At 70.7% G+C, this 26,301-nt stretch carries 22 protein-coding genes, 1 tRNA gene and 2 pseudogenes; 15 read left to right on the top strand and 10 right to left on the bottom strand.

Going from position 1 to position 26,301, the window contains the following annotated elements; genetic code table 11:
- Window positions 1-5: 5 nt before the first annotated feature.
- A complete protein-coding gene (locus HCJ93_RS07555; protein WP_167992286.1) occupies window positions 6-1,025 on the bottom strand; it encodes an SMI1/KNR4 family protein in 1,020 nt (339 codons plus the stop codon).
- Between the two features lie 311 nt (window positions 1,026-1,336).
- Here HCJ93_RS07555 and HCJ93_RS07550 point away from each other — a divergent pair, with 311 nt between their 5' ends.
- Both HCJ93_RS07550 and HCJ93_RS07545 read left to right on the top strand, forming a co-directional pair.
- Window positions 1,337-1,879, top strand: a complete 543-nt coding sequence (locus HCJ93_RS07550; RefSeq protein WP_167992284.1) for a YwqJ-related putative deaminase — start codon at window positions 1,337-1,339, stop codon at window positions 1,877-1,879.
- Window positions 1,880-1,943: 64 nt separating this feature from the next.
- Entirely contained in the window at window positions 1,944-2,438 is a 495-nt protein-coding gene (locus HCJ93_RS07545; RefSeq protein WP_167992462.1) for an SUKH-3 domain-containing protein, read from the top strand.
- 111 nt (window positions 2,439-2,549) lie between these two features.
- Here HCJ93_RS07545 and HCJ93_RS07540 read toward each other — a convergent pair whose 3' ends face one another.
- On the bottom strand, window positions 2,550-3,887 hold the full coding sequence (locus tag HCJ93_RS07540) for a sensor histidine kinase (protein WP_167992283.1): 1,338 nt from the start codon (window positions 3,885-3,887) through the stop codon (window positions 2,550-2,552).
- A gap of 134 nt (window positions 3,888-4,021) precedes the next feature.
- Between HCJ93_RS07540 and HCJ93_RS07535 the strand changes: the two are divergent.
- The 7 genes and pseudogenes from HCJ93_RS07535 to HCJ93_RS07505 all read left to right on the top strand — a co-directional run bounded on the left by HCJ93_RS07535 (window position 4,022) and on the right by HCJ93_RS07505 (window position 9,703).
- Window positions 4,022-4,891 (top strand): annotated as a pseudogene (locus tag HCJ93_RS07535) (hypothetical protein).
- Between the two features lie 12 nt (window positions 4,892-4,903).
- Window positions 4,904-4,975 (top strand) — tRNA-Gln (locus HCJ93_RS07530).
- A gap of 123 nt (window positions 4,976-5,098) precedes the next feature.
- A complete protein-coding gene (gene glmU, locus HCJ93_RS07525; protein WP_167992281.1) occupies window positions 5,099-6,547 on the top strand; it encodes a bifunctional UDP-N-acetylglucosamine diphosphorylase/glucosamine-1-phosphate N-acetyltransferase GlmU in 1,449 nt (482 codons plus the stop codon).
- A 137-nt stretch (window positions 6,548-6,684) separates the two neighbouring features.
- Complete coding sequence (locus tag HCJ93_RS07520) at window positions 6,685-7,665, top strand: ribose-phosphate diphosphokinase (protein WP_167992279.1); 981 nt, start codon at window positions 6,685-6,687, stop codon at window positions 7,663-7,665.
- 207 nt (window positions 7,666-7,872) lie between these two features.
- Window positions 7,873-8,466 carry a 50S ribosomal protein L25/general stress protein Ctc gene (locus HCJ93_RS07515; protein WP_167992278.1) on the top strand — a complete coding sequence of 198 codons (594 nt, stop codon included), beginning with the start codon at window positions 7,873-7,875 and terminating at the stop codon, window positions 8,464-8,466.
- A 118-nt stretch (window positions 8,467-8,584) separates the two neighbouring features.
- Window positions 8,585-9,187: an aminoacyl-tRNA hydrolase gene (gene pth, locus HCJ93_RS07510; RefSeq protein WP_167992276.1), complete on the top strand. Its 603-nt coding sequence runs from the start codon at window positions 8,585-8,587 to the stop codon at window positions 9,185-9,187.
- A gap of 54 nt (window positions 9,188-9,241) precedes the next feature.
- A complete protein-coding gene (locus HCJ93_RS07505; RefSeq protein ID WP_167992274.1) occupies window positions 9,242-9,703 on the top strand; it encodes a hypothetical protein in 462 nt (153 codons plus the stop codon).
- A gap of 104 nt (window positions 9,704-9,807) precedes the next feature.
- On the opposite strand, the gene ppc is transcribed toward HCJ93_RS07505, so the two are convergent.
- A complete protein-coding gene (gene ppc, locus HCJ93_RS07500) occupies window positions 9,808-12,540 on the bottom strand; it encodes a phosphoenolpyruvate carboxylase (protein WP_167992272.1) in 2,733 nt (910 codons plus the stop codon).
- Between the two features lie 291 nt (window positions 12,541-12,831).
- Between ppc and HCJ93_RS07495 the strand changes: the two genes are divergently transcribed.
- On the top strand, window positions 12,832-13,848 hold the full coding sequence (locus tag HCJ93_RS07495; RefSeq protein ID WP_167992270.1) for an acyl-CoA desaturase: 1,017 nt from the start codon (window positions 12,832-12,834) through the stop codon (window positions 13,846-13,848).
- Window positions 13,845-14,519 carry a TetR/AcrR family transcriptional regulator gene (locus tag HCJ93_RS07490; RefSeq protein ID WP_167992268.1) on the top strand — a complete coding sequence of 225 codons (675 nt, stop codon included), beginning with the start codon at window positions 13,845-13,847 and terminating at the stop codon, window positions 14,517-14,519. Before HCJ93_RS07495 ends, HCJ93_RS07490 begins: the two co-directional genes overlap by 4 nt.
- A gap of 427 nt (window positions 14,520-14,946) precedes the next feature.
- Here the strand turns inward: HCJ93_RS07490 and HCJ93_RS07480 are convergent.
- Window positions 14,947-15,741 (bottom strand): annotated as a pseudogene (locus HCJ93_RS07480) (trans-aconitate 2-methyltransferase); the annotation flags it as partial.
- Between the two features lie 113 nt (window positions 15,742-15,854).
- On the opposite strand from HCJ93_RS07480, the gene HCJ93_RS07475 reads away from it, so the two are divergent.
- Complete coding sequence (locus HCJ93_RS07475; RefSeq protein ID WP_167992267.1) at window positions 15,855-16,352, top strand: MarR family winged helix-turn-helix transcriptional regulator; 498 nt, start codon at window positions 15,855-15,857, stop codon at window positions 16,350-16,352.
- Here HCJ93_RS07475 and HCJ93_RS07470 read toward each other — a convergent pair.
- Window positions 16,311-17,078, bottom strand: coding sequence for a LuxR C-terminal-related transcriptional regulator (locus HCJ93_RS07470; RefSeq protein ID WP_167992264.1), 768 nt, complete (start codon window positions 17,076-17,078; stop codon window positions 16,311-16,313). The genes HCJ93_RS07475 and HCJ93_RS07470 overlap by 42 nt on opposite strands.
- Window positions 17,079-17,220: 142 nt before the next feature.
- On the opposite strand from HCJ93_RS07470, the gene HCJ93_RS07465 reads away from it, so the two are divergent.
- Window positions 17,221-17,676 (top strand): GNAT family N-acetyltransferase, encoded by a 456-nt coding sequence (locus tag HCJ93_RS07465; protein WP_167992262.1) that lies wholly within the window; start codon window positions 17,221-17,223, stop codon window positions 17,674-17,676.
- On the opposite strand, the gene galK is transcribed toward HCJ93_RS07465, so the two are convergent.
- The 3 genes from galK to galT are packed head-to-tail and all read right to left on the bottom strand — an operon-like array spanning window position 17,648 to window position 20,873.
- Window positions 17,648-18,829: a galactokinase gene (galK, locus tag HCJ93_RS07460; protein ID WP_167992260.1), complete on the bottom strand. Its 1,182-nt coding sequence runs from the start codon at window positions 18,827-18,829 to the stop codon at window positions 17,648-17,650. The two genes, HCJ93_RS07465 and galK, sit on opposite strands and share 29 nt — an antisense overlap.
- A gap of 11 nt (window positions 18,830-18,840) precedes the next feature.
- Window positions 18,841-19,815, bottom strand: a complete 975-nt coding sequence (gene galE, locus HCJ93_RS07455) for a UDP-glucose 4-epimerase GalE (RefSeq protein WP_167992258.1) — start codon at window positions 19,813-19,815, stop codon at window positions 18,841-18,843.
- Entirely contained in the window at window positions 19,812-20,873 is a 1,062-nt protein-coding gene (gene galT / locus HCJ93_RS07450; protein ID WP_167992256.1) for a galactose-1-phosphate uridylyltransferase, read from the bottom strand. The genes galE and galT overlap by 4 nt, the downstream gene beginning before the upstream one ends.
- A 172-nt stretch (window positions 20,874-21,045) precedes the next feature.
- Here galT and HCJ93_RS07445 point away from each other — a divergent pair, with 172 nt between their 5' ends.
- Together HCJ93_RS07445 and HCJ93_RS07440 are read left to right on the top strand one after the other, a co-directional pair.
- The gene (locus HCJ93_RS07445; protein WP_167992254.1) at window positions 21,046-22,743 is read left to right on the top strand and encodes a sodium:solute symporter family protein; all 1,698 of its coding nucleotides are present in this window, start codon (window positions 21,046-21,048) and stop codon (window positions 22,741-22,743) included.
- 21 nt (window positions 22,744-22,764) lie between these two features.
- Window positions 22,765-23,085, top strand: coding sequence for a hypothetical protein (locus HCJ93_RS07440; protein ID WP_167992253.1), 321 nt, complete (start codon window positions 22,765-22,767; stop codon window positions 23,083-23,085).
- Between the two features lie 311 nt (window positions 23,086-23,396).
- On the opposite strand, the gene HCJ93_RS07435 is transcribed toward HCJ93_RS07440, so the two are convergent.
- Window positions 23,397-24,080 carry a helix-turn-helix transcriptional regulator gene (locus HCJ93_RS07435; RefSeq protein ID WP_167992251.1) on the bottom strand — a complete coding sequence of 228 codons (684 nt, stop codon included), beginning with the start codon at window positions 24,078-24,080 and terminating at the stop codon, window positions 23,397-23,399.
- 272 nt (window positions 24,081-24,352) lie between these two features.
- A complete protein-coding gene (locus HCJ93_RS07430) occupies window positions 24,353-26,287 on the bottom strand; it encodes an outer membrane protein assembly factor BamB family protein (RefSeq protein ID WP_167992249.1) in 1,935 nt (644 codons plus the stop codon).
- Between the last annotated feature and the right edge of the window lie 14 nt (window positions 26,288-26,301).

Genomic DNA, 26,301 nt, shown 5'->3' with positions numbered 1-26,301 from the left:
TGAGCTCACTCCCCCGCGGAAGAAACCGGGACGACCCGCGCGAAGCCGCCGTCCACCATCAGATTGGCCACCGTCTCCAGCTCCGGCGGAGACCCCGCCAGCCGCGACAGGAACGCGTCGAAGTCGTCCCCGCACGGCAGCAGCAGCCGCTCCACCCGCTCCGCCGGCGACCACGACGGATCCACGTCCCGCACATCGTCATAGGCGCAGAACCACACCGAGCCGTTGCGCTCGCCCCGCACCTTCACCGCGAGCAGACCGCCCTGCACGAAGGCCACGCACAGGTAGTCCTTCGTCAGGTGGTCCCGCAGACACTTGTTGATGTAGACGAGGTCGTTGACGGCCGCCTCGTCCCGCACCGTGAAGAACGGCTGGTCCACCAGCAGCCCCAGCTCGGCATCGAGCGCCGTGCCCACCGGGGCGCAGCCGCCGGCCGCCTTCAGGAACGAGCGGTAGGCGCCCGGCAGCCGGTACCCGAGGTCCTCCTCGACCTGCTGCACCTGCGTCTCCGACACCGCCACACCCGACTTCGGCAGACCGAAGTGCGCCGGACGCGTCTCCTGCAGCGGGCGCGTGCCCCGCTTGCCCTGGTCCACGTTCGCGGTCGCGATCCCGCCGTGATGCCGCAGCAGCGCCTTCACCTCGACCGGCACCAGCTCCAGACGGCGCGTCCCCGCGACGTGATGCCACGTCCAGCCGTGCGGCGTCGCCACCGACGGAACCGTGTCCCACAGCTCGTGCCCGCTCGCCGCCATCGCCGCGTTCGCCGACACGTAGTCCGTCAGCCGCAGCTCGTCGACACCGAAACCCTCCGGCGGATCCGCGATCTCCACGGCCGCCCGCGCATAGGGCGAGAAGTCGGGGTAACCACGCTCGTCCACCCGCACCCCTCTGGGATGCCGGGCGGCACGCACCGGATCCGGGAATTGCACGACCTGCCCGGCGTAGGCCGCGTTCGGCGGCGCGGCGTGTCCCCCGGCCTGGCGGCCGGGAGGTTCCCCCAGCCCGAGCCGACCTGTCGTCATGGCGGTTGCCCCCTGCGGCACTCTGATACGTCCCTGCCCCGAACACCTTCGGCCGGTCACGGAACGTATTCGACTGTCACGTCTGCTTCGACTTCGTTCACCGCACGGTTGGCGGTGCCCGACAGCCTATGCGGTACGCCGACACCGGTCACCGGCACCGGTCACCAGCCCTCCGCTCACGGTGACCAGCCGTCACCCTGCGATGACAGCGTGCCCGGACCCGGGCGTGTCGGCCCGCCCCAGCTTCCGCATCAGCCACGGCATTTGGCACTCTGTGACCTTCGGGGGATGCACGGAGGGGAAGACAAATCATGAACATGACGCAGGCAGGTGCCCCGGCGGCCTCGCCGAACGACCGGTCCGCCGACCCCCGCACCGGCGACCCGCGCATCGGCTGGAGCGCCACCGCCGGCCACCCCGCACCCGTCCTGCGCCACCGCCGCGACGGCATCCTGCCCACCGTCGCCGCCGCCCTCTCCGTACGCGGCACCACCCTCACCGGCACCCCCGCCCGCGGCGACACCCCGCCCGCCCTGCACCCCCTCGTCCAGGACTTCCTCGACACCCTCACCAGCGGACAGCGCGACCGCTTCACCGGCCGCTGCGCCGAGACCATCCTCATCTCCCGCCACATCGCCGCCACCGACGCCGCCCGCAGCAAACGCGCCGCCCGCAAACCCATGACCAACGGCGAAGCGCGCAAAGCCCTCAAACACGCCAAACTCACCACCCGCCGCATCCGCGAGGACGGCGACCCCCTCCACGGCGGCTTCGCCACCCCCTGCCGCGCCTGCACCGCACTCAGCGCCCACTTCGGTGTCCGCATAGTCGACCCCGCCGCCACCGAACGCTGACACGAGCCACGCCGCCCGCCCGCGCGACGCGGCCAGCACCATGAACTCGACGAACGAAGGGCAGATGCACACCGACCGCACCTCCACCACGCGCTTCCCCGTCCCCGTCGACGCCGCACTGCGCGCCGCCGGCTGGCAGCCGGGACGCTGGGACATCAAACAGGCCGAGATCTGGGCCGACACCCTCCGCGACCACACCTCACCCGCAGGCCACCGGCACAGCGTCTTCCCCGCCGCCGTCGAAGCCTGGGCCGAATTCGGCGGACTCCGCATCCACCCCACCGGACCCGGCCGCCAGATCGCCCCCGCCACCCTGCACATCGACCCGCTGCACGGCCTCCACCTGGCCCGCACCCTCGGCGACCTCGGCCGCGCCCTCGACACCCAGGTCGCCCCCCTCGGCGCCGAGACCGACACCGAGTCCCTCCTCGCCATCGACGCCGAAGGCCGCGTCTACGCCCTCGACCACACCGGCGACTGGTACCTCGGCCCCCACATCGACCAGGCCCTCGCCACCCTCATCGACGGCATCACCCCCACCCGCCTCACCGTCGCCTGACCGCCGGCCGCCCCCACCGGCCGCGCTCCCGCCGGCCCTCACCGCACCCCCGCCGGCGCACTCCCCGCCGACGACAAGAGCCCACGCGAACGCCGGTCGCCGGGAAACCCCTTACGGAGCCTCCGCCGACGCCGGAATCACCGCCGACACCCGGAACCCCCCGGCCTCCGTCGGCCCCGACACGAACACCCCGCCCAGCGCGGAGACCCGCTCCTTCATCCCCACCAGGCCATTGCCCCCCGACGGCAGCCCGGCCGACGAGGCCGCCCGCGGCGGCGGCTCGTTCTCCACCTGCATCGCGATCTCCGACGCCCGGTGCGCCAGCCGCACATACGTCTTCGCACCCGCCGCATGCTTGTGGACGTTCGTCAGCGCCTCCTGCACCACCCGGTACGCCGTCGACTCCACCTCCGGCGCATACGACCGGCTCTCCCCCTCCACCGACAGATCCACGACCATCCCCGCGGCCGCCGACTGCCCCACCAGCTCCTCGATCTCCGCCAGGCACGGCCCCTCCGCCGCGCCCTCCTCACCATCGGCCGCACGCGAGGCGGCCGCCGCCGCGGCCGCCCCCACCGCCGCCAGCGGAGGCACCGACACCCGCTCCGACCGGGCCGCCCCCGCCGGCTCCGAACCGGCCCGCAGCACCCCGAGCATCTCCCGCAGCTCCGTCAGCGCCTGCCGGCCCATGTCCCCCACCAGCGCGGCGTTCTTCACCGCCTTCTCCGGATCCTTCCGCGCCACCGCCTGCAACGCCGCCGCATGCACCACCATCAGACTCACCCGGTGCGCCACGACGTCGTGCATCTCCCGCGCGATCCGCGTCCGCTCCTCGTTGCGCGCCCACTCGGCCCGCTCCTCGGCCCGCTCCGCCAGCAGCTGCAGCTCCCGCTCCAGACTGTCCGCCCGCTCCCGCAGACTCTCCATCAGCCGCCGCCGCGCCCCGATGTACAGCCCCAGCAGCACCGGCGGAGCCGTCACCCCCAGCGCCGTCGTGATCGACGCGAACGGCACGAACCAGTCACCTATGGTCAGCTCGCCGCGCGCCATGTCCTGCCGCACCCGCACGAACGTCACGATCGCCGTGCCCAGCAGCGACATCCCCGCCAGCGACCCGATGATCCTGCGCGGCAGCTCCGAAGCGGCCAGCGTGTACAGACCGACGACGCCCATCAGAAAGCCCATCTGGGCGGGCGTCACCGCGATCGTCACCAGCACCACGGCCACCGGCCACTTCCGCCGCACCACCAGCACGGCCCCGGCCAGCACGCCGAACACCACACCCGCGGCCACCGGGATCCCCGCGTCCCGCGCGAACGGGATCCCCTCCAGCCCGCACTCCAGCGCGGACACCAGCGCGAGCCCCACATCCAGCACGGCACTGCGCCACCGCGCCCACCACCACGGCCCTCCCCGGGCCGGCACCAGCTCTTCCCCCGTCGCGGTCATGCATCCAGCCTACGGGCGCCCCCCGGTGCATTTCCGGCGACTTTCACCAAGCGATACGACGCGATATCCCTCGAACAGGTGAACCACCCTCGAATCTGTGCCGGACCTGCTCATACCGCCGGAGCCTCTTGCCCATGGCACATCTCACCGGCGAGTACGCCGACTGCGAGACCCTGCGCGAGCAGGCGGTGACCCTCCGACGGCAGGGACTCAGCCGCCGCCAGATCCGCGACCGTCTCCGCGTCCACGACAACGACACCCTCGACCGCCTCCTCCAGGGCGAACCCCCGCCCGCCTGGACCGGCACCCCAACGCCAAGGACGACCTCCGCGAACAGGCCAGGGAGCTGCGCCTGAAGGGCTGGACCTACGACCGGATCCAGCTCGAACCGGGCTGCTCCAAGGGCTCGATCTCCCTGTGGGTGCGCGATCCACCGGGGCCGGAGGGGAAGCAGAGCCCCGAGGAAGCGGCGGCCATCGCCCGGCAAGGCCTGGAAGCCGCCATGCGGATGCGCGAGGAACGCCGCCGTGAGACGGAAGGAGGTCGCCAGGCGGGCGATCGGCGAGCTTCCGGACCGCGAACTGCTCCTGGTGGGCGTGGCCCTCTACCGGGCGGAGGGCGCCAAGGACAGCCGTACGCCCGGCGCGAGTGCGCGCCCTTCGTCAACAGCGATCCGGGGACGGTTCAGGTGTACCTGCCTGGCTGGACCTCCTGGGCGTGGAACGCGAGCGCCTCCGCTTCAGCGTCCTGATCCACGAGCATGCGGACGTGGCGGGCGCCGAGCAGTTCCGGGCCGGCCTCACCGGCACCGAAGGCGCCGTTCTCAACAAGAAAACCCTCAAGAAGCACAACCCCAGGACGTCCGCAAGAACGTCGGCGAGACCTGTCGCGGTTGCCCGATGATCAAGGTTCTGAAGGGGGCTGAGCTGTACCGTCGCATCGAAGGCTCCTGGTACGGCATAGTGTTGGGAGCCGCTCGGCCGGTTGGCGAGATGTCCGATTAGCCGGGTTTGTAATCCCCTGTGGTGTAATAGGCAACACTATCCACTTTGGATGGATCATTCCAGGTTCGAGTCCTGGCAGGGGAGCCCTGCTCAGTTCGGGTCCTCACCGGCCGCCCCCGGTGAGGACCCGCACTCATGTCCGCCCCAAAACCCCCCGGTATCCTGCGGACTGTCCATCCCTCCCCATACTCAGCCGAAGGGCATCCCGTGAGCGCCAATCGCCCGGCAGCCGTCGTCGTTCTCGCAGCGGGTGAGGGCACCCGTATGAAGTCGGCCACACCCAAGGTTCTGCACGAGATCTGCGGCCGTTCCCTCGTGGGTCACGTCCTCGCCGCCGCCGGTGAGCTCCAGCCGGAGCATCTCGTCGTCGTGGTGGGGCACGCACGTGAGAAGGTGACCGCCCATCTCGCCGAGATCGCCCCGGACGTCCGCACCGCGGTGCAGGCGGAGCAGAACGGCACCGGGCACGCCGTCCGCATGGGCCTGGAGGAGCTGGGGGGCTCGGTCGACGGCACCGTCGTGGTGGTGTGCGGCGACACCCCGCTGCTGACCGGCGAGACGCTGCGCAAGCTCGCCGAGACGCACGCCGCGGACGGCAACGCGGTGACGGTGCTGACGGCCGAGGTGCCGGACGCCACCGGGTACGGCCGGATCGTGCGGGACGAGGCGTCCGGTGCGGTGACGGCGATCGTGGAGCACAAGGACGCCACCGAGGAGCAGCGGGCGATCCGTGAGATCAACTCGGGTGTGTTCGCGTTCGACGGTGCGCTGCTCGCGGATGCGCTGAAGAAGGTGCGGACGGACAACTCGCAGGGCGAGGAGTATCTGACGGACGTGCTGGGGATCCTGCGCGAGGCGGGTCACCGGGTGGGTGCGGCGCTGGCGGGTGATCACCGCGAGATCGCCGGTATCAACAACCGGGTGCAGCTCGCCGAGGCGCGGCGGATCCTCAACGAGCGGCTGCTGACGCAGGCGATGCTGTCGGGCGTGACGATCGTGGATCCGGCGTCGGTGTTCGTGGACGTGTCGGTGACGTTCGAGCGCGATGTGGTGGTGCATCCGGGGACGCAGCTGCTGGGTGCGACGCATCTGGGTGAGGGCTGCGAGGTGGGTCCGAACTCGCGGCTGACGGACACGCGTGTGGGCGCGGGTGCGCGGGTGGACAACACGGTGTCGCTCGGCGCGGAGGTCGGCGAGGGCGCGTCGGTGGGGCCGTTCGCGTATCTGCGGCCGGGGACGCGTCTGGGCCGCAAGGGCAAGATCGGCACCTATGTGGAGACGAAGAACGCGACGATCGGTGAGGGGACGAAGGTTCCGCACCTGTCGTACGTGGGGGACGCGACGATCGGTGAGTACACGAACATCGGCGCGGCGAGCGTGTTCGTGAACTACGACGGTCAGGACAAACATCACACGACGGTCGGCTCGCACTGCCGGACGGGTTCCGACAACATGTTTGTGGCTCCTGTCACGATCGGGGACGGCGCGTACACGGCTGCCGGCTCGGTGATCACGAAGGATGTGCCGCCCGGTTCGCTGGCTGTGGCCCGTGGTCAGCAGCGGAATATCGAGGGCTGGGTGGCCAGGAAGCGTCCGGGGAGTGCTGCCGCGAAGGCCGCGGAGGCGGCTTCCCGGGGGTCGGCCGAGGAGGGCTGACCGGAAACGGGTGCCTGAAACACGGCGTACCGTGATAAGTGCACACCCGCACCCCACCAGCTGAGACGGCCTCTCGCGAGTCGGCTGAGAGGTTTCTGGACATGCCCAGCTGTGACGACCTCTGAGGAGAAAGTGCTGTGACCGGGATCAAGACGACCGGCGAGAAGAAGCTGATGTTCTTCTCCGGCCGCGCCCACCCCGAGCTTGCCGAGGAGGTCGCCCAGCAGCTGGGTGTCGGGGTTGTCCCGACGAAGGCCTTCGACTTCGCCAATGGTGAGATCTATGTGCGGTATCAGGAGTCGGCGCGGGGTGCCGACTGCTTCCTGATCCAGAGCCACACGGCGCCGATCAACAAGTGGATCATGGAGCAGCTCATCATGATCGACGCGTTGAAGCGTGCGTCGGCGCGTTCGATCACGGTGATCGTGCCGTTCTACGGGTATGCCCGGCAGGACAAGAAGCACCGGGGCCGTGAGCCGATCTCGGCTCGGCTGATCGCCGATCTGATGCGGACGGCTGGTGCGGACCGGCTGCTGACGGTGGATCTGCACACGGATCAGATCCAGGGCTTTTTCGACGGTCCGGTGGACCACCTGTTCGCGCTGCCGCTGCTCGCGGACTACGTGGGCGCGAAGGTGGACCGGGAGAAGCTGACCGTGGTGTCGCCGGACGCGGGCCGGGTGCGTGTGGCGGACCGCTGGTGCGACCGGCTGGGTGCGCCGCTGGCGATCGTGCACAAGCGGCGTGACAAGGACGTGGCGAACCAGGTCACCGTGCACGAGGTGGTCGGTGAGGTGAAGGGCCGCGTGTGTGTTCTGGTGGACGACATGATCGACACCGGTGGCACGATCTGCGCGGCGGCGGACGCGCTGTTCGCGCACGGCGCGGAGGACGTGATCGTGACGGCGACGCACGGTGTGCTGTCGGGTCCGGCGGCGGACCGGCTGAAGAACTCGCGGGTGAGCGAGTTCGTGTTCACCAACACGCTGCCGACGCCGGGTGGGCTGAGCGGTGATCTGGACAAGATCAAGGTGCTGTCGATCGCGCCGACGATCGCCTCTGCGGTGCGTGAGGTGTTCGAGGACGGCTCGGTGACCAGCCTGTTCGACGAGCAGTAAGGGTTCTGCATTCGGCCCCGCTCGGGGTTTCGATGATCGTTTTGAGTACGGCCTCCCTGCCTGAGTACACTGCTGCAGTTGCTCGGCGAGGGAGGCCGTACTCGTCTGTCGAAGGCGTGAACACGGCGGTCCGTTATCGACGCGCTCTTCGTAGCAGGCCGTTCGTGGCCGGGTGACCACGTCCGTTTCTGACTTCGAGGAGTGAATATGTCTGAGGTGAAGATCTCCGCCGAGACGCGCACCGAGTTCGGCAAGGGTGCTGCTCGCCGTATCCGTCGCGCCGACAAGGTTCCCGGCGTTCTGTACGGTCACGGTTCCGAGCCGGTGCACCTGACCTTCCCGGGCCACGAGATGCTGCTGGCGCTGCGTACGCCGAACGTGCTGATCTCGCTGGACATCGACGGCAAGGCCAACGAGCTGGCGATCCCGAAGGCCGTGCAGCGCGACCCGATCAAGGGCTTCCTCGAGCACGTCGATCTGCTGCTGGTCAAGCGCGGCGAGAAGGTCCAGGTGGATGTTCCGGTGCACACCGAGGGTGAGCTGGCGCCGGGCGGCAACCTGCTGGAGCACGTGCTGGACTCGCTGCCCGTCGAGGCCGAGGCCACCCACATCCCGGAGCATGTGACGGTGTCCATCGAGGGCCTGGCCGCCGGTGACTCGGTCCACGCCAAGGACGTCAAGCTGCCCAGCGGTGTGAGCCTGGCGGTGGAGGAGGACGCCGTGGTGCTGCAGGTGCTGGCCGCGCAGACCGAGGCTCCCGAGGAGACCGAGGGCGAGGGTGAAGAGGCCGCCGAGGCCTGATCCCCCCCCTTTCCGGGCCGGCCGTCCGCCTCCGGGCGGGGCGGACGGCCGGCCCGGGGCGTCGTTTCGTCGGCCGCTGTTCCCGTGCGGGGCAGCGGCCGACGCGTATGAAGGAGACATGGGCGTGACGACGGATGCGGCGGCTGTGTGGCTGATCGCGGGTCTGGGCAATCCGGGGCCGGGCTACGCGGGGAACCGGCACAACGTGGGGTTCATGGTCGCGGATCTGCTGGCGGAGCGCATGGGCGGCCGGTTCAAGCGGCATGGCAAGGCCCAGGCTCAGGTGGTGGAGGGCCGGATCGGTCCTCCGGGCCCGATGTCGCGGCGGGTGGTGCTGGCGAAGCCGATGTCGTACATGAATCTGTCCGGCGGGCCGGTGAACGCGCTGCGGGAGTTCTACAAGGTGCCGGTGGATCATGTGGTGGCCATCCATGACGAGCTGGACATCGACTACGGCTCGCTGCGGTTGAAGCGGGGCGGCGGGGACAACGGTCACAACGGGCTGAAGTCGCTGACGAAGGCGTTCGGTCCTGACTATCACCGGGTGCGGTTCGGGATCGGGCGTCCGCCGGGGCGGATGCCGGTGGCCGATTTCGTGCTGCGGGACTTCTCGCCGGCGGAGCGCAAGGAGCTGGACTACTTCGTGGACCGGGCGGCGGACGCGGTGGAGTGCCTGGTGACCGAGGGCCTGGAGCGGGCGCAGAGTACGTACAACTCCTGACTTGTCCCCCGCCTGAGTTGACCGACCGCAGAGGAATGGCCAAAGATCGCGGCCATGCCATCTGCGGTGCTCTCTTACGGACGGATCGCGGCGATGGGCACGGTGACCGTGCTGATCCTGATCGCCGGGGTGTGGGCGTCCTGGGGCTCGGCGCAGCACGTGATGCTGACCAAGGGGCGCGAGCGGGGCGCGGTCGAGGTGACGCAGTGCCGGCAGGGCACGTGCAGCGGCCCCTACACGCCCGTCTCGCCGGGCTCTCAGCCGCGGGACCGGGTGGTGCTGGAGGACTCGGTGGCCGTCACCGAGGGCGAGACCTATGCGGTGGTGCTGAAGCCGGGCGGCTCGCAGGCCGTGCGGTCGGGTCCCGGCGGGGTGCTGTACGCCTGGGTGCCGCTGGGGGGTGCGCTGCTGCTGGCGTCGGTGGTGGTGGCGGGCGGTCTGCGCAGGACGCGGCCGGCGTGGGTGCTGGCCGGCTCTGGCGTGGCGCTGCTGACGGCGGCGTTCGCTGTGGTGTGAGTCCTGAGACGACGGCGGGACGTGCTGCCGTGCGGCCCCGGTGGTGACGGTGCCCCCGTGCTCGGAGGGAGCGCGGGGGCACCGCTGTGTGTGCGGGCTGTGTGTCAGCCGGTGTTGCGCAGGCCCGCCGCCACGCCGTTGACGGTGAGCAGCAGGGCGCGGGAGAGCAGCGGGTCGGGCTCCTCGCCGGCGGCGGCCGCGTCGCGCTGCCGCTTGAGCAGGGCGACCTGGAGGTAGGAGATCGGGTCCAGGTAGGCGTCGCGGATGGCGAAGGTCTGCTTCAGGACGGGCTGGGCGTCGAGGAGTTCCTTCTCGCCGGTGACGCGCAGCACCTCGGCGACGGTCAGCTCGTGCTCGGCCTCGATGGTCTCGAAGACGTGCTTGAGTTCGTCGGGGACGAGGGTGTCGACGTAGTGCCGGGCGATCCGCAGGTCGGTCTTGGCGAGGGTCATCTCCACGTTGGAGATGAAGTTGCGGAAGAAGTGCCACTGCTGGTGCATCTCGTCGAGCACGGTGTCGAGGCCGGCCTCGCGCAGCGCCTTGAGCCCGGAGCCGACGCCGAACCAGCCGGGGACGATCTGCCGCGACTGGGTCCAGCCGAACACCCAGGGGATGGCCCGCAGCCCGTCCAGGCCCGCGCCGGAGTCGGGACGGCGGGAGGGCCGGGAGCCCAGGTGCAGGTCGGCGAGCTGGTCGACGGGGGTGGAGGCGAAGAAGTAGGCGGGCAGGTCGGGGTCCTCGACCAGGCGGCGGTAGGCGGCGTGGGCGGCGTCGGAGACGACGTCCATGGCGGCGTCCCAGCGGGCGAGGGCCTCGTCGGACTGGCGGGGCGCGGTGTGCAGGGCGGAGGCCTGCAGGGTGGCGGCCACGGTGAGTTCCAGGTTCTCCCGGGCGAGGGCGGGGATGAGGTACTTGTCGGAGATGACCTCGCCCTGCTCGGTGACCTTGATCTCGCCCTCGAGGGTGCCCCAGGGCTGGGCGAGGATGGCGTCGTGGGTGGGGCCGCCGCCGCGGCCGACGGTGCCGCCGCGGCCGTGGAAGAGGCGCAGCCGCACACCGTAGCGGTGGGCTACGTCGCGCAGCCGCCGCTGGGCGCGGTGGATCTCCCACTGGCTGGTGGTGATGCCGCCGAACTTGGAGGAGTCGGAGTAGCCGAGCATGACCTCCTGGACGTCTCCGCGCAGCGCGACCAGGCGCCGGTAGGAGGGGTCGGAGAGCATGTCCTCGAGGATGGTGTCGGCGGCCCTGAGCTCGTCGGTGGTCTCGAGCAGCGGGACGATGCCGATCTTCGCCCAGCCGGCGTGCAGGTCGATCAGGCCGGCCTCGCGGGCGAGGACGGCGGCGGCGAAGACGTCGTCGGCGCCCTGGCACATGGAGATGATGTAGGACTCGATGACCTCGGGTCCGAAGACCTCCAGGGCGCGCTTGATGGTCTGGAAGACGCCGAAGGTCTTCTCGCCGGCCGCGTCGACGGGCGGCGGGGTGGGGGCCAGCGGCCGGCGGGAGCGGAGTTCCTTGGCGAGCAGCTTGGCGCGGTACTCGCGCGGCATGTCGGCGTAGCGCCAGGACTCCTCGCCGAGCCGGTCGAACAGCTGGCCGAGGGCGTGGTGGTGGGCGTCGGCGTGCTCGCGGACGTCCATGGTGGCGAGCTGCAGGCCGAAGGCGGCGATGGTGCGGATGGTGCGGGCGAGGCGCCCGTCGGCGAAGAGGCCGCCGCGGTGCTCCCTGAGCGAGGTCTGCAGGATGCGCAGATCGGCGAGGAGTTCGCCGGTGCCGAGGTAGTCGCGGCCGGGCTCGTGCGGGGTGCCCTTGGCGAGGCGCTGCTTGGTGTTCTGCAGCTTCTGCCGGATGCAGGTGGCCTTGAGCCGGTAGGGCTCCTCGGCGTTGAGGCGCTTGTAGCGGGGGCTGATCTCGGGGAGGTTGCCGAGGTCGGCCTTGAGGGAGGTGAGCAGTTCCTCGGTGGCGCCGGCGTAGCGGATGGAGCTGGAGAGCAGGCCGCGCAGTTCGTCGATCATCTCCAGCGCGTCGTTGATGCCGTGTTCGTGCTGGAGGATCAGCACCTCCCAGGTGACCTGGGGGGTGACGTTGGGGTTGCCGTCGCGGTCGCCGCCGATCCAGGTGCCGAAGGTGAGGGGGCGGGTGTCGTCGGGCAGCTTGACGCCGACGCGTTCCAGTTCGGCGGTGAGGTCCTCCAGGACGTCGCCGACGGCTTCGGCGTGCAGCTCGTCGAGGTAGTAGATGGCGTTGCGGGCCTCGTCGGCGGGTTCCGGGCGGGCGACGCGCAGCTCGTCGGTCTGCCAGACGAGGTCGATGTTCTCGGCCAGCCGGGTGTCCAGGCGACGCCGGTCGGAGGCGATGACCGGGGTGTCCAGGAGGGCGGCGATGCGGCGGAGCTTGTTGAGGACGCTGCGGCGTGCGGCCTCGGTGGGGTGGGCGGTGAAGACGGGCCGCACGTTGAGGTGCTGCACGGTCTGCCGCAGGTGCTCGGGGTCGGCGTCCTTGAGCCGGTCGGCGGTGCGGGAGAGCGCGCCGCCCTCGGCCGCGCGCTTGGCGCGCAGTTCGCGTCCGCGGTGCACCTGCTCGGTGACGTTGGCCAGGTGGAAGTAGGTGGAGAAGGCGCGCACCAGCTTGGCGGCGGTCTCGAGTTCTGTGCCGCGCAGCAGCTCGGCGGCGGCCTCGCCGTCCTCCCGGGTGAGGCGGCGGACCTTCTCGACGAGCTCCAGCAGCTCGGGGCCCTCCTGCCGGACGAGGGTCTCCCCGAGGAGGTCACCCAGTCGGCGGATGTCGGCACGCAGTTCGGCGCTCGTCGTGGTGGTCTGGTCGTCGGCACTGCTCACAGGTGCGGCTCCTTGCAGTGTTGAAGCTCGTCTGGGAGGGAACCCGGACGGCGTCGCGCGCGGCGGGCGCCGCATACGAAATGGGGCGTCCGGGAAGAATTCCGAGCGGACCGCGCTGTCCGACCGACTCCCAGGATAGGTGTCGGGCGGGACGCGCAGGCTCGCGGGCTCTTGCCGCCGGGCGACGCACTGCCATACTTACGAAGCCGTAGGTTACGGAACCGTAGGAACTTCTCCGGGTTCCGGCAGCCCCGGCACCACCCCCGTCCGCATACCCCACAGGGGACACGCATGACCTCACGTTCCGATGTGATCGAAGAAGCCCCGAAGGCATCTGGATCCGACGTCGACGCCGCGCCCTCCGCCACGCTGGGCGGTGAGCGCAAGCGTTCCATCGAGCAGATCACGCTGCTGCTCTTCATCATCGTCCCGTTCCTGGCGCTGCTGGCGTCCGTGCCGCTGGCCTGGGGCTGGGGGGTGAGCTGGCTGGACCTCGGTCTGCTGGTGTTCTTCTACTTCCTCGGGTGCCACGGCATCACCATCGGTTTCCACCGGCACTTCACCCACGGTTCCTTCAAGGCGAAGCGGCCGCTGAAGATCGCGCTGGCCATCGCCGGTTCGATGGCGGTCGAGGGGCCGCTGGTGCGGTGGGTGGCCGACCACCGCAAGCACCACAAGTTCTCCGACGCCGAGGGCGACCCGCATTCGCCGTGGCGGTACGGGGAGACGGTCCCGGCGCTGATCAAGGGCCTGTGGTGGGCGCATATCGGCTGGATGTTCGACGAGGAGCAGACGCCGCAGGAGAAGTACGCGCCGGATCTGATCAAGGACCCGACGATGCGGCGGATCTCCCGCCTGTTCGTGCTGTGGACGACGCTGTCGCTGCTGCTTCCCGCCCTGATCGGCGGGCTGGTGACGATGTCCTGGTGGGGCGCCTTCACCGGCTTCTTCTGGGGTTCCCTCGTCCGGGTGGCGCTGCTCCACCATGTGACGTGGTCGATCAACTCCATCTGCCACGCGGTCGGCAAGCGGCCGTTCAAGTCGCGGGACCGTTCGGGCAATGTGTGGTGGCTGGCCGTGCTGTCGTGCGGTGAGTCCTGGCACAACCTGCACCACGCCGACCCGACCTCGGCACGGCACGGCGTGGAGCGCTGGCAGCTGGACTCCTCGGCCCGGCTGATCCGCTGGTTCGAGCTGCTCGGCTGGGCGTACGACGTGCGGTGGCCGTCACGCTCACGTATCGATTCCCGCCGTAACACCACCGATGTCGGCTCCCGGCGCCGGAAGGAGACCGTCGAGGCGGCATGATGGTCGCCGTGGCCGACTCCAGCAGCATCCCGAGCAATGACAAGCCGCGGCGCACGCGCCGGACCCGGATGACCGGTGCGGAGCGCCGCCAGCAGCTACTGGAGATCGGCCGCACCCTCTTCGCGGCCAAGGGCTTCGAAGGCACGTCGGTGGAGGAGATCGCGGCGAAGGCCGGGGTGTCCAAGCCGGTGGTCTACGAGCACTTCGGCGGCAAGGAGGGTCTGTACGCGGTGGTGGTGGACCGGGAGATGCGCCGCCTGCTGGACATGGTGACCAGCTCGCTGACGGCCGGCCATCCGCGTGAGCTGTGCGAGCAGGCGGCGTTCGCACTGCTGGACTACATCGAGGAGTACACGGACGGGTTCCGCATCCTGGTCCGTGACTCCCCCATCCCCCAGTCGACGGGGTCCTTCGCCTCGCTGATCTCGGACATCGCCACCCAGGTGGAGGACATCCTGGGCCGCGAGTTCAAGTCCCGCGGCTTCGACCCGAAGCTGGCGCCGCTGTACGCGCAGGCGCTGGTCGGCATGGTTGCGCTGACCGGCCAGTGGTGGCTGGACGTGCGCAAGCCGAAGAAGGCCGAGGTGGCGGCGCACCTGGTGAATCTGGCGTGGCACGGCCTGGACGGCCTGGAGCCGAAGCCCCGGCTGATCGGGCACCGCAAGAACTGAGACCCCCGGCCGGTCAGGCGTCCTCCTCGGCGGGTTCCAGGAACTCCAGGCGGTTGCCGACCGGGTCGGCGGTGAAGAAGCGCAGGTGGCCCGGCAGAGCGTCGTCCCAGGTGACGGGGGCGCCGTGCCGGTCGAGCCGCTCGGCGTACTGCCGGATCCCGCGGACCCGGATGCCGGGGTGGGCCTTCTTCGCGGGGCGGAAGCCGTTCTCGATCCCCAGGTGCAGCTGGACAGACCCGGACTGGAACCAGCAGCCGCCGCGGGCCGCGAGGGCGGGCGGCTTGGGGATCTCGCGCATGCCGAGGATGCCGGCGTAGTAGTCGCGCAGCAGGTCCTCGCTGCCGGCGGGCGCGGCGAGCTGGACGTGGTCGAGTGCGGTGATCATGGCGGGCCCTCCCCTGCCGGGTGAGGGCGCGTCCTGCGCCGGCTTGCGGGCGACGGCGAAGACGCGGCGGAACGGGAAGGCCGTGCCGTGCGGGCCCGGCGGGTAGGCGGTGCGCAGCGCGGCCCGGTACTCCTCCAGGAAGGCCTCGCGCCGCTCGGGCTGGTCGGCGAGGGCGGTGAGCACGGGCCGCAGGCCGGTGCCCTTCACCCAGTCCAGGACCGGGTCCTCGCCGGTGAGCAGGTGGAGGTAGGTGGTCTCCCAGACGTCGGCGGTGCAGCCGAGGGCGGTGAGGCGGGCGAGGTAGTCCTGCGGGGCGAGCACGGCGTCGCTGTGGCGCAGCACGTGGTCGATGCCGTGCCGGCGGGCGATCTCGCGCATCAGGGCGTGGCTGGGGGCGTCGAAGTTGCCGGGGATCTGGAAGGCGAAGGTTCCGCCGGGGTGGACTGCGGCCACCCAGTCGGCGAACCGGTCCGCGTGGCCCGGCAGCCACTGCAGGGTCGCGCTGCTGATGATCAGGTCGTAGGGCTCCTCGGGCGTCCAGGTGCGCAGGTCGGCGTGGACGAAGTCGAGGTGCCCGCCGCCCGGGGTGGGGCCGCCGTGACCGGCGCGGGCCGCCTCGAGCATCTCGGGCGAGTTGTCGTAGCCGGTGATGCGGGCGGCGGGCCAGCGTTCGGCGAGCAGGGCTGTGACATTGCCCGCGCCGCAGCCGAGGTCGGCGATGCGGGGCGCGGGCGTGGCCGGGTCCGGGATGCGGGCGAGGAGCTCGGCGGTGGGCCGGGTGCGGTGGCCGGCGTGGCGCAGGTACTGCGCGGGATCCCAGGTGGGGGTGACGGTCATGGATCCTCCCGTTCACTGTCGGACGCGTACCCAGCCTGCGATCTCTATTCCTTGATGTCAAGAGACTCGATATCAAGAGACTTCACATCGACACAACCACTACACTGATCGCCATGGAGGACGAGGTCGATCGGCTGGTCGCAGCGTGGCGCCGGGAGCGCCCGGACCTCGACGTGGAACCGCTCGAGGTGCTCAGCCGGGTCAGCAGGCTCGCCCGGCATCTGGACCGGGCGCGCAGGCTCGCCTTCGCCGAGCACGGGCTCGAGCCCTGGGAGTTCGACGTGCTGACCGCGCTGCGCCGCGCGGGCGCCCCCTATCAGCTCTCGCCGGGGCAGCTGCTCACCCAGACGCTGGTGACCTCCGGCACGATGACCAACCGCATCGACCGCCTCGCCAAGAAGGGCCTGGTGGAGCGGCTGCCCGACCCCACCGACCGGCGCGGCGTGCTGGTCCGGCTGACCGCCGAGGGACGCGACCGCGCCGACCAGGCGCTGGCCGGGCTGCTGGACCAGGAGCGGGCCATCCTCGCCGAGCTGTCCCGCGCCCAGCGCGGGGAACTGGCCGCCCTGCTACGCCAGCTGACCGCCCCGTTCGACAACGTCCCCGGATAGGTCGACCGGTCCGACGCCCGCGCGGCGGGCGAGGGCGACCGCGGCGAGCGTGGAGTGGACGCCCAGCTTGCCCAGCACGTTCTGCATATGTGTGCGCACCGTGTGCGGAGAGAGGTACAGCCGCTCGGCGACCGCCTTGCGGCCCAGGCCCGCCACCATGCAGCGCAGCACCTCCCGCTCCCGCGGGGTGAGGGACTCCACCAGCCGCTCGCTCTCGGTGCGGTGTTTGCGGGCCGCGGTCAGCTCGCGCAGCACGCCGGTGAGCAGCGCGGGCGGCAGATGCGTCTCGTCGCGCAGCACGCCCCGGATGACGGTGAGCAGCCGGCTGAGCGAGCAGTCCTTGGCCACCCAGCCGGAGGCACCGGCCTGCAGCGCGGAGGCCGCCCGCCGGGGGTCGTCCTTCTCGGCGAGCACCACGATCCGCACCTGCGGCTGGGCCGTGCGCACCCCGGCGACCAGGGCCATCCCGTCGACGAGGCCGTCCTCGTCGCCGTCCTGCACGGGCACCGCGGGACGGCCGCCGGGCACCTTGCCGCCCAGATCGGCGTCGACGAGCATCACGTCGAAGCGGCGCCCCTCGGAGGCGGCCCGCTCCAGACAGCGCAGCGCGGCCGGGCCGCTGCCTGCCGCGGCCACCTCGACATCCGGCTCCGCGGCCAGGGCCGCGGCCAGCGACTCGGCGAAGATGCGGTGGTCGTCGACGACCAGGACTCGGATGCGTACCACGAAACCCCCTTCCCCGAGCTCTTCCGCAGAGCAGGGGATCGCTCACCGGCCCACCGGCACTGTTCATCAGGGTACGGACGGGGGCGGGGAGCGGAAGGTTATTCACAGAACTGGCGGTCCTGGCACGTTTAGGGTGAGCCGCATGTTTCGTTTGGAGACAGAAGTCGACAAGGCCCGACGTGATCTGCTCCGCAAGCGCCTGCGGGACACCAATACGGCGGCGTCCCCGGTGCTGCGCGCCCTGCGCGGCACCCCCGCCGAACGCGAGAACCCCCTGCACGTGTGGGCGATGGACGACGCCGGCGGCCTCGCGGGCGGCCTGGTCGGCCACACCTGGGCCTCCTGGCTCCACGTCGCCTACCTGTGGGTGGACGAGCCCCACCGGGGCACCGGCCTCGGCAGCCGGCTGCTCGCGCATGCCGAGCACCTCGCCGCCGCCGAACGCGCCTGCGCCTCGGCCCGGGTGGAGACCTGGGACTTCCAGGCTCCGGACTTCTACCGGAAGCAGGGCTACGAGGTGGTGTGCGAGATCCCCGACTATCCGCCGGGGATCACCGAGTACACGCTGGTCAAGAAGCTGGTGACCCGGCACCGCTGAGCCAGTCCAGCCGCCGGGCGCCGGGCGAGGGCACCGCCTCGAAGACGCGGGGCGGGGAGAGCTCCGCGGCGGCGAAGGCCTCCTCCACCGCCTTGGTGACGGCCGGGACGTCGGCGTACTCGGTCAGCACGATCGCCGAGCCGCCGAAGCCGCCGCCGGTCATGCGGGCGCCGAGGGCGCCGGCGGCAAGGGCCGTGTCGACGACCAGGTCCAGCTCACGGCAGGAGATGCGGAAGTCGTCGCGCAGCGAGGCATGCCCCTCCACCAGCACGGGCCCGATCGCCCGGACGTCACCGGCTTCCAGCAGCTGCACGACCCGCTCCACCCGCTGATCCTCCGTCACCACATGGCGGACGAGCCGGCGCACCTCCTCCTCGTCGCCCAGCCGCTCCAGCGCCGCGTCCAGGCCGTCGTAGGGGATGTCGCGCAGGGCGGCGACGCCGAGCAGCGCCGCCCCCTTCTCGCAGCCGGCCCGGCGCTTGCCGTACTCGCCCTCGCTGTGGCTGTGCTTGACCTGGGTGTCGACCACGAGCAGGCGCAGGCCCTCGGCCTCGAGGTCGAAGGGGATCTGACGCTGCGACAGGTCCCGGGTGTCGAGGAACAGAGCGTGCCCGGCCTCGCAGCAGGCGGCGGCCGTCTGGTCCATGATGCCGACGGGCGCCCCGACGTAGACGTTCTCGGCGCGCTGGCACAGCCGGGCCAGCCGCCGGCCGCTCAGGCCCAGGGAGAACAGGTCGTTCAGGGCCGAGGCCACCACGACCTCCAGGGCGGCCGAGGAGGACAGACCCGCCCCGGACGGGACCGTGGACGCCAGATGGACGTCCGCGCCGGTCACGGCGTGACCGGCCTCCCGCAGCGCCCACACCACACCCGCGGGATAGGCGGTCCAGTTCTTGTCCGTCCCGGGCGCGAGGCCGTCCACGGCCATCTCCGCGACCGGCCCCGCCACGTCCGCGGAGTGCAGACGCAGCACCCCGTCGTCGCGGCGGGCGACGGCCGCGACCGCGGTGTGCGGCAGCGCGAACGGCATCACGAAGCCGTCGTTGTAGTCGGTGTGCTCGCCGATCAGGTTGACGCGGCCCGGCGCCGCCCACACCCCGTGCGGCTCCGCCCCGTACAGCCGGGCGAACTCCGCTGCCACCGTCCCGCTCATCTGCTGCCCCTTCATCGGACGTCCCCGGCGGCGCGCCGCTGGGCGAAGGCCCAGGCGTCGGCGACGATCCCCGCGAGGTCGGTGCGCCTCGGCCGCCAGCCCAGCTTCTCGCGGGCGGCGTCCGCGGAGGCCACGAGCACCGCCGGGTCGCCGTCCCTGCGGGGCGCCACGACCTCGGGGACCGGGTGGCCGGTGACCCGGCGGACGGTGTCGACGACCTCGCGCACGGAGAAGCCGTTGCCGTTGCCGAGGTTCAGGATCAGGTGTTCGCCGGGGGTGGCGGCGCGCAGCGCCAGCAGGTGGGCCTCGGCGAGGTCGGCGACATGGATGTAGTCGCGCACGCAGGTGCCGTCCGGGGTGGGGTAGTCGTCGCCGTAGACGGAGACGGACTCGCGCCTGCCCTGCGCGACCTGGAGGACCAGCGGGATCAGATGGGACTCGGGGTCGTGCCGCTCGCCCAGGTCGCCGTAGGCGCCGGCCACGTTGAAGTAGCGCAGGGAGACCGCACCCAGGCCGTGGGCGGCGGCCTCACCGCTGATCATGTGGTCGACGGCGAGCTTGGAGGCGCCGTAGGGGTTGGTGGGGGCGGTGGGGGCGGACTCGGCGACGGGCAGCTCCGCCGGCTCGCCGTAGGTGGCGGCCGTGGAGGAGAACACCAGGGTGCGCACGCCCGCCTCGCGCATCGCGGCGAGCAGGGCCATGGTGCCGCCGACGTTGTTGTCCCAGTACTTCTCGGGCCGCGCGACCGACTCGCCGACCTGGGAGAAGGCGGCGAAGTGCAGCACCGCGTCGTACGAAGGATCCAGCCATTTGGCGGAGTCCCGGATGTCGCCCTCGATGAACCCGGCGCCCTCGGGCACGCCCTCGCGGAAGCCCGTGGAGAGGTTGTCGAGGACGACGACCTCGTCGCCGGCCTCGATCAGATGCCGGGCGACGACACTGCCGACATAGCCCGCACCCCCGGTGACCAGGTACTTCCCGCTCATGACGTAGCTACCTCCCGCAGTCGCTGGGCCGCGCGCTCCGGCGGCACGTCGTTGATGAAGACGTTCATGCCGGACTCGGAACCCGCGAGAAACTTCAGCTTGCCGGAAGTGCGGCGGATGGTGAAAAGCTCGAGGTGCAGCGCGAAGTCGTCGCGCGTCACCCCGGCGTACTGCTCCAGCGGGCCGAACGGCGCCTGGTGCCAGGCGGCGATGTACGGCGTCGGGGGCTCGCCGGTGCCGAAGATCCGGTCGAAGCGCCGCAGCAGCTCCAGATAGACGGGGGCGAACTCCGCGCGCGCCGCCTCGTCGAGGCCGAGCAGGTCGGGGACCCGCCGCTTGGGGTACAGGTGGACCTCGTACGGCCAGTGCGCCGCGTACGGCACGAAGGCCGCCCAGTGGTCACCCTCCAGGACGACACGTTCCCCGGCGAGTTCCCGCTCGAGGACCGCGTCGAAGAGGTTCTCCCCGCCGGTCGACGCCTTGTGCGCCGCCACTTGGCGCAGCATCAGGTCGGTGCGCGGGGTGGTGAACGGGTAGGCGTAGATCTGCCCGTGCGGGTGCTGGAGGGTGACGCCGATCTCGGCGCCCCGGTTCTCGAAGCAGAAGACCTGCTCGACGGCGGGCAGATGCGACAGCTCGGAGGTCCGGTCCGCCCAGGTCTCCAGAACCAGCCGGGCCTGCTGCTCGCTCAGGTCGGCGAAGGAGGCGTCGTGGTCGGAGGTGAAGCACACGACCTCGCAGCGGCCGGAGTCCCCGGCCAGCGAGGGGAAGCGGTTCTCGAAGACGACCACGTCGTACGACGGCTCCGGGATCTCGCTGAGCCGGTCGCCCTCGGAGGGACACAGGGGGCATTCGTCGGCCGGCGGGTGATAGGTGCGGCCCTGCCGGTGGGAGGCGATGGCGACGCTGTCCCCGAGCAGCGGGTCGCGGCGGATCTCCGACGTGGTGACGGTGACGTCCAGCGGGCGTCGGTCCGGCGCGTCGCGGACCGTGTCGTCGCTGAGGTCGTAGTAGATGAGCTCGCGACCGTCGGCCAGTCGGGTCGAGGTCTTCTTCACGCCGGACGCTCCATTCGAGCCGCACTGTTCAACAGAACTCAACATACCAAAACACGACTCACCACCCGCGTCAACATCACAATCAAACAAAGCTCACCAACAAAAGTGTTCATTTTCCGAACGCGCAGGTAGGTTCCCGCAGGTATCGGTTCGCGCAACGAAGCGAGTACTCATGCAGACCCCCACAGGTTTCCCACCATCCGTCCAGCTGGCGGCCGAGCTGCGGCTGCCCACCAACTGGCTCGACTACACGATCCTCGGGATCTACTTCCTGGTCGTCCTGGGCGTCGGCCTCGCCGCCCGCGCCTCGGTCAGGACCAGCCTGGACTTCTTCCTCTCCGGGCGCTCACTGCCCGCCTGGGTCACCGGCCTGGCCTTCATCGCCGCCAACCTGGGCGCCACCGAGATCCTCGGCATGGCCGCGAACAGCGCGCAGTACGGCGTCTACACCACCCACTGGTACTGGGTCGGCGCCATCCCGGCGATGGTCTTCCTCGGCCTGGTGATGATGCCCTTCTACTACGGCTCCAAGGTCCGCTCGGTGCCGGAGTTCCTGCTGCTGCGCTTCGACAAGGCCGCACACCTGCTCAGTGCGGTCCTGTTCGCCTTCGCCGCCATCCTCATCGCCGGCGTCAACCTCTACGCCCTGGCGATCGTGGTCAAGGCACTGCTCGGCTGGCCGGAATGGGTGGCGATCGTGGTGGCCGGCTTCTTCGTGCTCGCCTACATCACCCTCGGCGGCCTGTCCTCGGCGATCTACAACGAGGTGCTGCAGTTCTTCGTGATCCTCGCGGCGCTCATCCCGATCACCGTGCTCGGCCTGCGCAGCGTGGGCGGCTGGGACGGCCTGTCCGACAAGCTCAGCGCCTCCCACGGCGACAACTTCATGACCGCCTGGGGCGGCACCGGCATCGGCAGCGACAACCCGCTCGGCGCCAACTGGCTGACCATCGTCCTCGGCCTGGGCTTCGTGCTCTCCTTCGGCTACTGGACCACCAACTTCGCCGAGGTGCAGCGCGCGCTGTCCGCGAAGAACCTCTCCGCCGCCCAGCGCACCCCGCTGATCGCCGCGTTCCCGAAGATCTTCATCGTCTTCCTGGTGATGATCCCCGGCCTGGTCGCCGCGGCCGTCATCCCGCGCTTCGGCACCCCCGAGTCGGGCTACCAGTACAACGACGCCATCCCCTACCTGATGCAGCAGCTGCTGCCCAACGGCGTCCTGGGCATCGCGGTGACCGGTCTGCTCGCCGCGTTCATGGCCGGCATGGCGGCCAACGTCTCCTCCTTCAACACGGTGTTCACCACCGACATCTGGGCGAAGTACGTGGTCAAGCACCGCGAGGACACCTACTACGTGCGGTTCGGCCGGCTGATCACCGCGATCGGCGTGCTGGCCTCCATCGGCACGGCGTTCCTGGCGTCCTCCTTCTCGAACATCATGAGCTACCTGCAGACGTTGTTCTCCTTCTTCAACGTCCCGATGTTCGTGGTCTTCATCATCGGCATGTTCTGGAAGCGGGCCTCGATGAAGTCCGGCTTCTGGGGACTGATCGCCGGCACCTCGGCCGCGATGGTGAACTACTTCTGGATCTACAAGCAGGGCATCATCGACATCCCCACCGACCAGGGCGCCAACTTCGTCTCCGCGATCGCGGGCTTCGTCGCCGGTGCGGTCGTCATGGTCGCGGTCACCCTCTTCACCGCGCCGAAGCCGGCCGACGAGCTGCAGGGCCTGGTCTACGGCACGCGCTCGCCCGGCATGGCGGAGCCGCCCGCACCCGGTGACGAGGCCTGGTACCGCAAGCCCGCGCTGCTCGGCTGGGGCGCGGTGATCCTGGCCGCCGCCTGCTACATCCCCTTCTCGTTCTGATCGCGGGAGAATGGAACGACCATGTCCGAACACTTCTCCGAGCAGGAGCTCCAGCAGGAAGTCACAGAGCTGGAGAGCAAGTCCGCGACGGCGGCGCGCCTCTTCGACATCCGCCGCATCATCGGGGGCCTCTTCGTCCTCTACGGCGTCATCGTCATGATCGCCGGTTTCACCGCGTCCGACGCGGACATCGACAAGGCCGAGGGCGTCAACATCAACCTCTGGACCGGCCTCGGCATGCTCCTCCTCGGCCTCTTCTTCCTCCTCTGGCTCAAGCTCTCCCCCACAGTCCCCCCGCCCCCCACGACCCAGGACGAGCCCGACTCCCCCACAACCGACTGACCCCTCGCTCCTCGCCCGACCGTCCGCAGCCACGTGGCGATGGCCGCGCACGGCGCTCAACCGGCCACCGGACCCGGGCGTGCCGCAGTCGCGCCGACGGGCAGGGGCCGGGGGGTGGTGTCCGCCCGCAGCGGCCGGCGCGTCAACCGCGGTGGTCAACAGGCGACCGATTCCGCGCCGGACCGGGGACGGACACCACCCCCCGGCCCCGACTCACCCACCCCCTCCGTAGGCGCCACGCGCACCCCTACGGGCCGCAGGCAGAACGAAGCGCACCCCCGCCGGGCCGCAGGGCCGGCACTCCCGGGACGTCAGTTCTCCCGGGACCGGGGCCGGTCGGCTCGGTCCAGGAGCCCGGTGCGGGCGGCGAGGGCGGCCGCTTCGAGGCGGGAGCCGACGCCGAGTTTCATGAGGACGCGCTGGACGTGGGTGCGTGCCGTCGACGGCGCGATGCCCATGCCCGCCGCGATCACCCGCGTGTCCTCACCGTCCGCGACCCGCACCAGCACCTCCACCTCCCTCGGCGTCAGCATCTCCAGCAACCGCTGCCCCTCGTCATCCGGCTGCGCGGCAGGATTGAGCAACTCCGAGAACGCCCCCTGCAACAGTGCGGGCGCCACCGCCGCCTCCCCCGCCCGAGCCTTCATGATCGCCCGCTCCACCCCCTCGATCCGCTCGTCGTGCCGCACGTATCCCGACGCCCCCGCCGCGAACGCCGCCGCGATCCCGCGGGGACTGGGCACCGGCCCCAGCACCACCACCGCCACCTGCGGCCGCTCCCGCTTGATCTTGACCACCGGATCGAAGATCCCCGGCTCCGCCGGCGCCGCCGTCCCCAGCAGACACACCTCCGGCACCCTGCTGATCACCAGATCCGCGGCCCCCGCCACCGGCGCCGCCGCGGCCAGCACGCGGTGCCCGCGCAGCTTCAGCGCGGACGCCAGCGCCTCCGCCAGCAACCGGTGGTCGTCGACGACGATCAGCCGCACTCCCATAGAGAACCCCCCCAGTCCCCCCAGTACATCTCACCCACCCATACGCAAGTGCACACCCGGTGGATGCCCCCGGAAGCTACACGCTTGTTCGACGTTGCGCTCCCCCTACCGGCGAGAATCGCCCCGGATCACCGAAATTCTCGCATTCGATGACGATGAGCGCAGGATGAGCTGTACGCGAACGGCCCCGCCCCTGAACAGGGGCGGGGCCGCAACCGCGCCGAATTGATCAACCCGGAACGAGCCGGATCGGCTTGGGCTCCGGACGGGAATCAGTTCGTGCCGAAGGCGATCGCCAGATACCGCTTCGAGTCCGAGCTGCCGAAGTCGCTCGCGTACTCACTCGACATGAACAGCCGGCCCTCACTGAAGAGGATCTCGGAGTACTGCGGCGAGAACCGCGTCTCCACGTCCCGCACCGACCGCGTCGCCGGGTTCTCCAGCAGCACCGTCTGCTTGAACGTCCCGCCGTCGATGCTGACGATCTGGCCGCCCTTGTCGTACGGAGGCCGCTTGTACGCCAGGATGTTGCCGCCGTCCATGCGCAGCGGAGTGATCGTGTAGTCGTCACCCGCGTCGGCCCGCTGCCCGGTCTGCTTGCCGGTGCCCAGGTCGAACGCCACGATCTCGTTCGTCTCGCCGTACTTGCTGGTGCCGCTCTCGTGCTCCTCGGTCGCGATGTACAGCCGGTCGTTGCCGACCGCCAGACCGCTGCACTTCTCGATCTCGCTGATGCCGTCGCACTTCGCCGCGTAGTCGTCGCCGGGCGCCGAGATCCGCTCGCGCAGCTTGCCGGTCTTGTTGTCGATCGAGAAGAAGTCCGAGATGCCGCTGCCGTCGCCCGCGGACTCGTTCACGTCGGCGGCCACGACCAGCGGGTCGGTGGAGACGACCGCCGCGTACTCGATCCCCTCGTCCATCTTGTACTCGGAGATCACCTTGCCGGACTTCGGGTCGATGGTCTGGATGTGCAGCTGACGCTGCTTGAACGAGCCGCACTTGCGGACCGCGACCATCTTCGGGCCACCGCCGTACCCGGCGTCGTAGCAGCTGTCGGAGTTCTTGGGCGCCCACAGCTGCTTGCCGGAGGTGATGTCCCAGGCGGCGCCGCCGCTGGTGCTGCCCGCGGCGACCGTGGTGCCGCTGATGGTGACGTTGCTGAACCGGATGGGGAACGTGCCGGTCTTGGCCGTCTTGTTCCACAGCTTCTTGCCGGCCTTCAGGTCGATCGCGGCGACCTCGGTGCAGCTCTGCGGTTCGGCCTTGGTCGGCATGTCCGGCTTGTAGACGATCGCGGTCTTGCCGTCCTCGGTGACGTGGTGGGTGGCCGTGCACACCGGGCCGGGCAGGTCGATCGTCCAGAGCTTGGTGCCCTTGTCACGGTCGTAGCCGACGATCTCGGCGATGCCGCTCTTGGCGTAGACCGTGTCGGTCACCCAGGAGCCGGCCGTGGTGATGGAGTCCTGGCCCTTGGGCAGCTTCGGCTGGGGCAGCTGGAAGAGCACCCTGGACTTCGGGTCGGCCGGGGCCTTCTCCTTGCCGCCGGACGAGGTGCCCCCGCCGCCGCCGTTCTTGGGGTCCTTGCCGCCGGTCTTCGCGGTGTCCTTCTTGCCGTCGTCCTTGCCGGAGCTGGCGTACCAGACGCCGCCACCGATGATCAGCGCGATGGCCACGACCGCGGAGACGATGATGGCCAGCTGTGCGTTGATCTTCCGTCCGCCGCCGGTCCCGCCGGGCTGCGGCGGGGTCGGCACGGTGGCCTGCGGATAGCCGTATCCCGGCTGCCCGTAGCCGGGCTGGCCGTACTGCGGCTGTCCGTACGGGCCGGACGGCTGCTGCCCGGGGTAGCCGTAGCCGACCGGGGGCTGGGGCGGCTGCGGCTGCTGCGGGTAGCCGTAACCCGGCCCCTGCGGAGCCGCCGGAGGAGCCGCGGGCGCGGCGGGCGGCGTCTGCGGGGGCTGCGGAGCCTGCGGGTAGCCGTAACCGGGCTGCGGCTGGGGGGCCTTGCCCAGGTCGGGCCCGTCCACCATGGTCGGCGGCTGTGCGGGCGGCTGCTGGGCCGGCGGCTGCGACGGCTGCTCGGGCTGCTGCGAGGACGGCTGCTCGGGCTGCTGGGACTGTTCGGGCTGCTGCCCGGCAGGGTCCTGCGGCGGGCCGAAACCGGGCTGCTGCGGCGGCTGGTTGGGCGGCGGGGGCGGCTGCGTCATGACGTGGGTACCTC

It is taken from the genome of Streptomyces composti, assembly GCF_012034205.1.
Classification (GTDB): domain Bacteria; phylum Actinomycetota; class Actinomycetes; order Streptomycetales; family Streptomycetaceae; genus Streptomyces; species Streptomyces composti.
Note: the sequence above shows the minus strand (reverse complement) of the source record. Positions and strands in the feature narration are given on the sequence as shown.

Bases quoted from the DNA above. Each gene is read 5' to 3' on its own strand.
- HCJ93_RS07515 (WP_167992278.1), top strand. From the start codon at position 7,873: ATGTCTGAGGTGAAGATCTCCGCCGAGACGCGCACCGAGTTCGGCAAG.
- HCJ93_RS07435 (WP_167992251.1), bottom strand. From the start codon at position 24,080: ATGGGAGTGCGGCTGATCGTCGTCGACGACCACCGGTTGCTGGCGGAG.
- pth (WP_167992276.1), top strand. From the start codon at position 8,585: ATGGGCGTGACGACGGATGCGGCGGCTGTGTGGCTGATCGCGGGTCTG.
- galE (WP_167992258.1), bottom strand. From the start codon at position 19,815: ATGAGCGGGAAGTACCTGGTCACCGGGGGTGCGGGCTATGTCGGCAGT.
- HCJ93_RS07550 (WP_167992284.1), top strand. From the start codon at position 1,337: ATGAACATGACGCAGGCAGGTGCCCCGGCGGCCTCGCCGAACGACCGG.
- HCJ93_RS07555 (WP_167992286.1), bottom strand. From the start codon at position 1,025: ATGACGACAGGTCGGCTCGGGCTGGGGGAACCTCCCGGCCGCCAGGCC.
- HCJ93_RS07430 (WP_167992249.1), bottom strand. From the start codon at position 26,287: ATGACGCAGCCGCCCCCGCCGCCCAACCAGCCGCCGCAGCAGCCCGGT.
- HCJ93_RS07445 (WP_167992254.1), top strand. From the start codon at position 21,046: ATGCAGACCCCCACAGGTTTCCCACCATCCGTCCAGCTGGCGGCCGAG.
- galK (WP_167992260.1), bottom strand. From the start codon at position 18,829: ATGAGCGGGACGGTGGCAGCGGAGTTCGCCCGGCTGTACGGGGCGGAG.
- HCJ93_RS07545 (WP_167992462.1), top strand. From the start codon at position 1,944: ATGCACACCGACCGCACCTCCACCACGCGCTTCCCCGTCCCCGTCGAC.
- HCJ93_RS07490 (WP_167992268.1), top strand. From the start codon at position 13,845: ATGATGGTCGCCGTGGCCGACTCCAGCAGCATCCCGAGCAATGACAAG.
- HCJ93_RS07440 (WP_167992253.1), top strand. From the start codon at position 22,765: ATGTCCGAACACTTCTCCGAGCAGGAGCTCCAGCAGGAAGTCACAGAG.
- HCJ93_RS07465 (WP_167992262.1), top strand. From the start codon at position 17,221: ATGTTTCGTTTGGAGACAGAAGTCGACAAGGCCCGACGTGATCTGCTC.
- HCJ93_RS07475 (WP_167992267.1), top strand. From the start codon at position 15,855: ATGGAGGACGAGGTCGATCGGCTGGTCGCAGCGTGGCGCCGGGAGCGC.
- HCJ93_RS07540 (WP_167992283.1), bottom strand. From the start codon at position 3,887: ATGACCGCGACGGGGGAAGAGCTGGTGCCGGCCCGGGGAGGGCCGTGG.
- HCJ93_RS07495 (WP_167992270.1), top strand. From the start codon at position 12,832: ATGACCTCACGTTCCGATGTGATCGAAGAAGCCCCGAAGGCATCTGGA.
- HCJ93_RS07505 (WP_167992274.1), top strand. From the start codon at position 9,242: ATGCCATCTGCGGTGCTCTCTTACGGACGGATCGCGGCGATGGGCACG.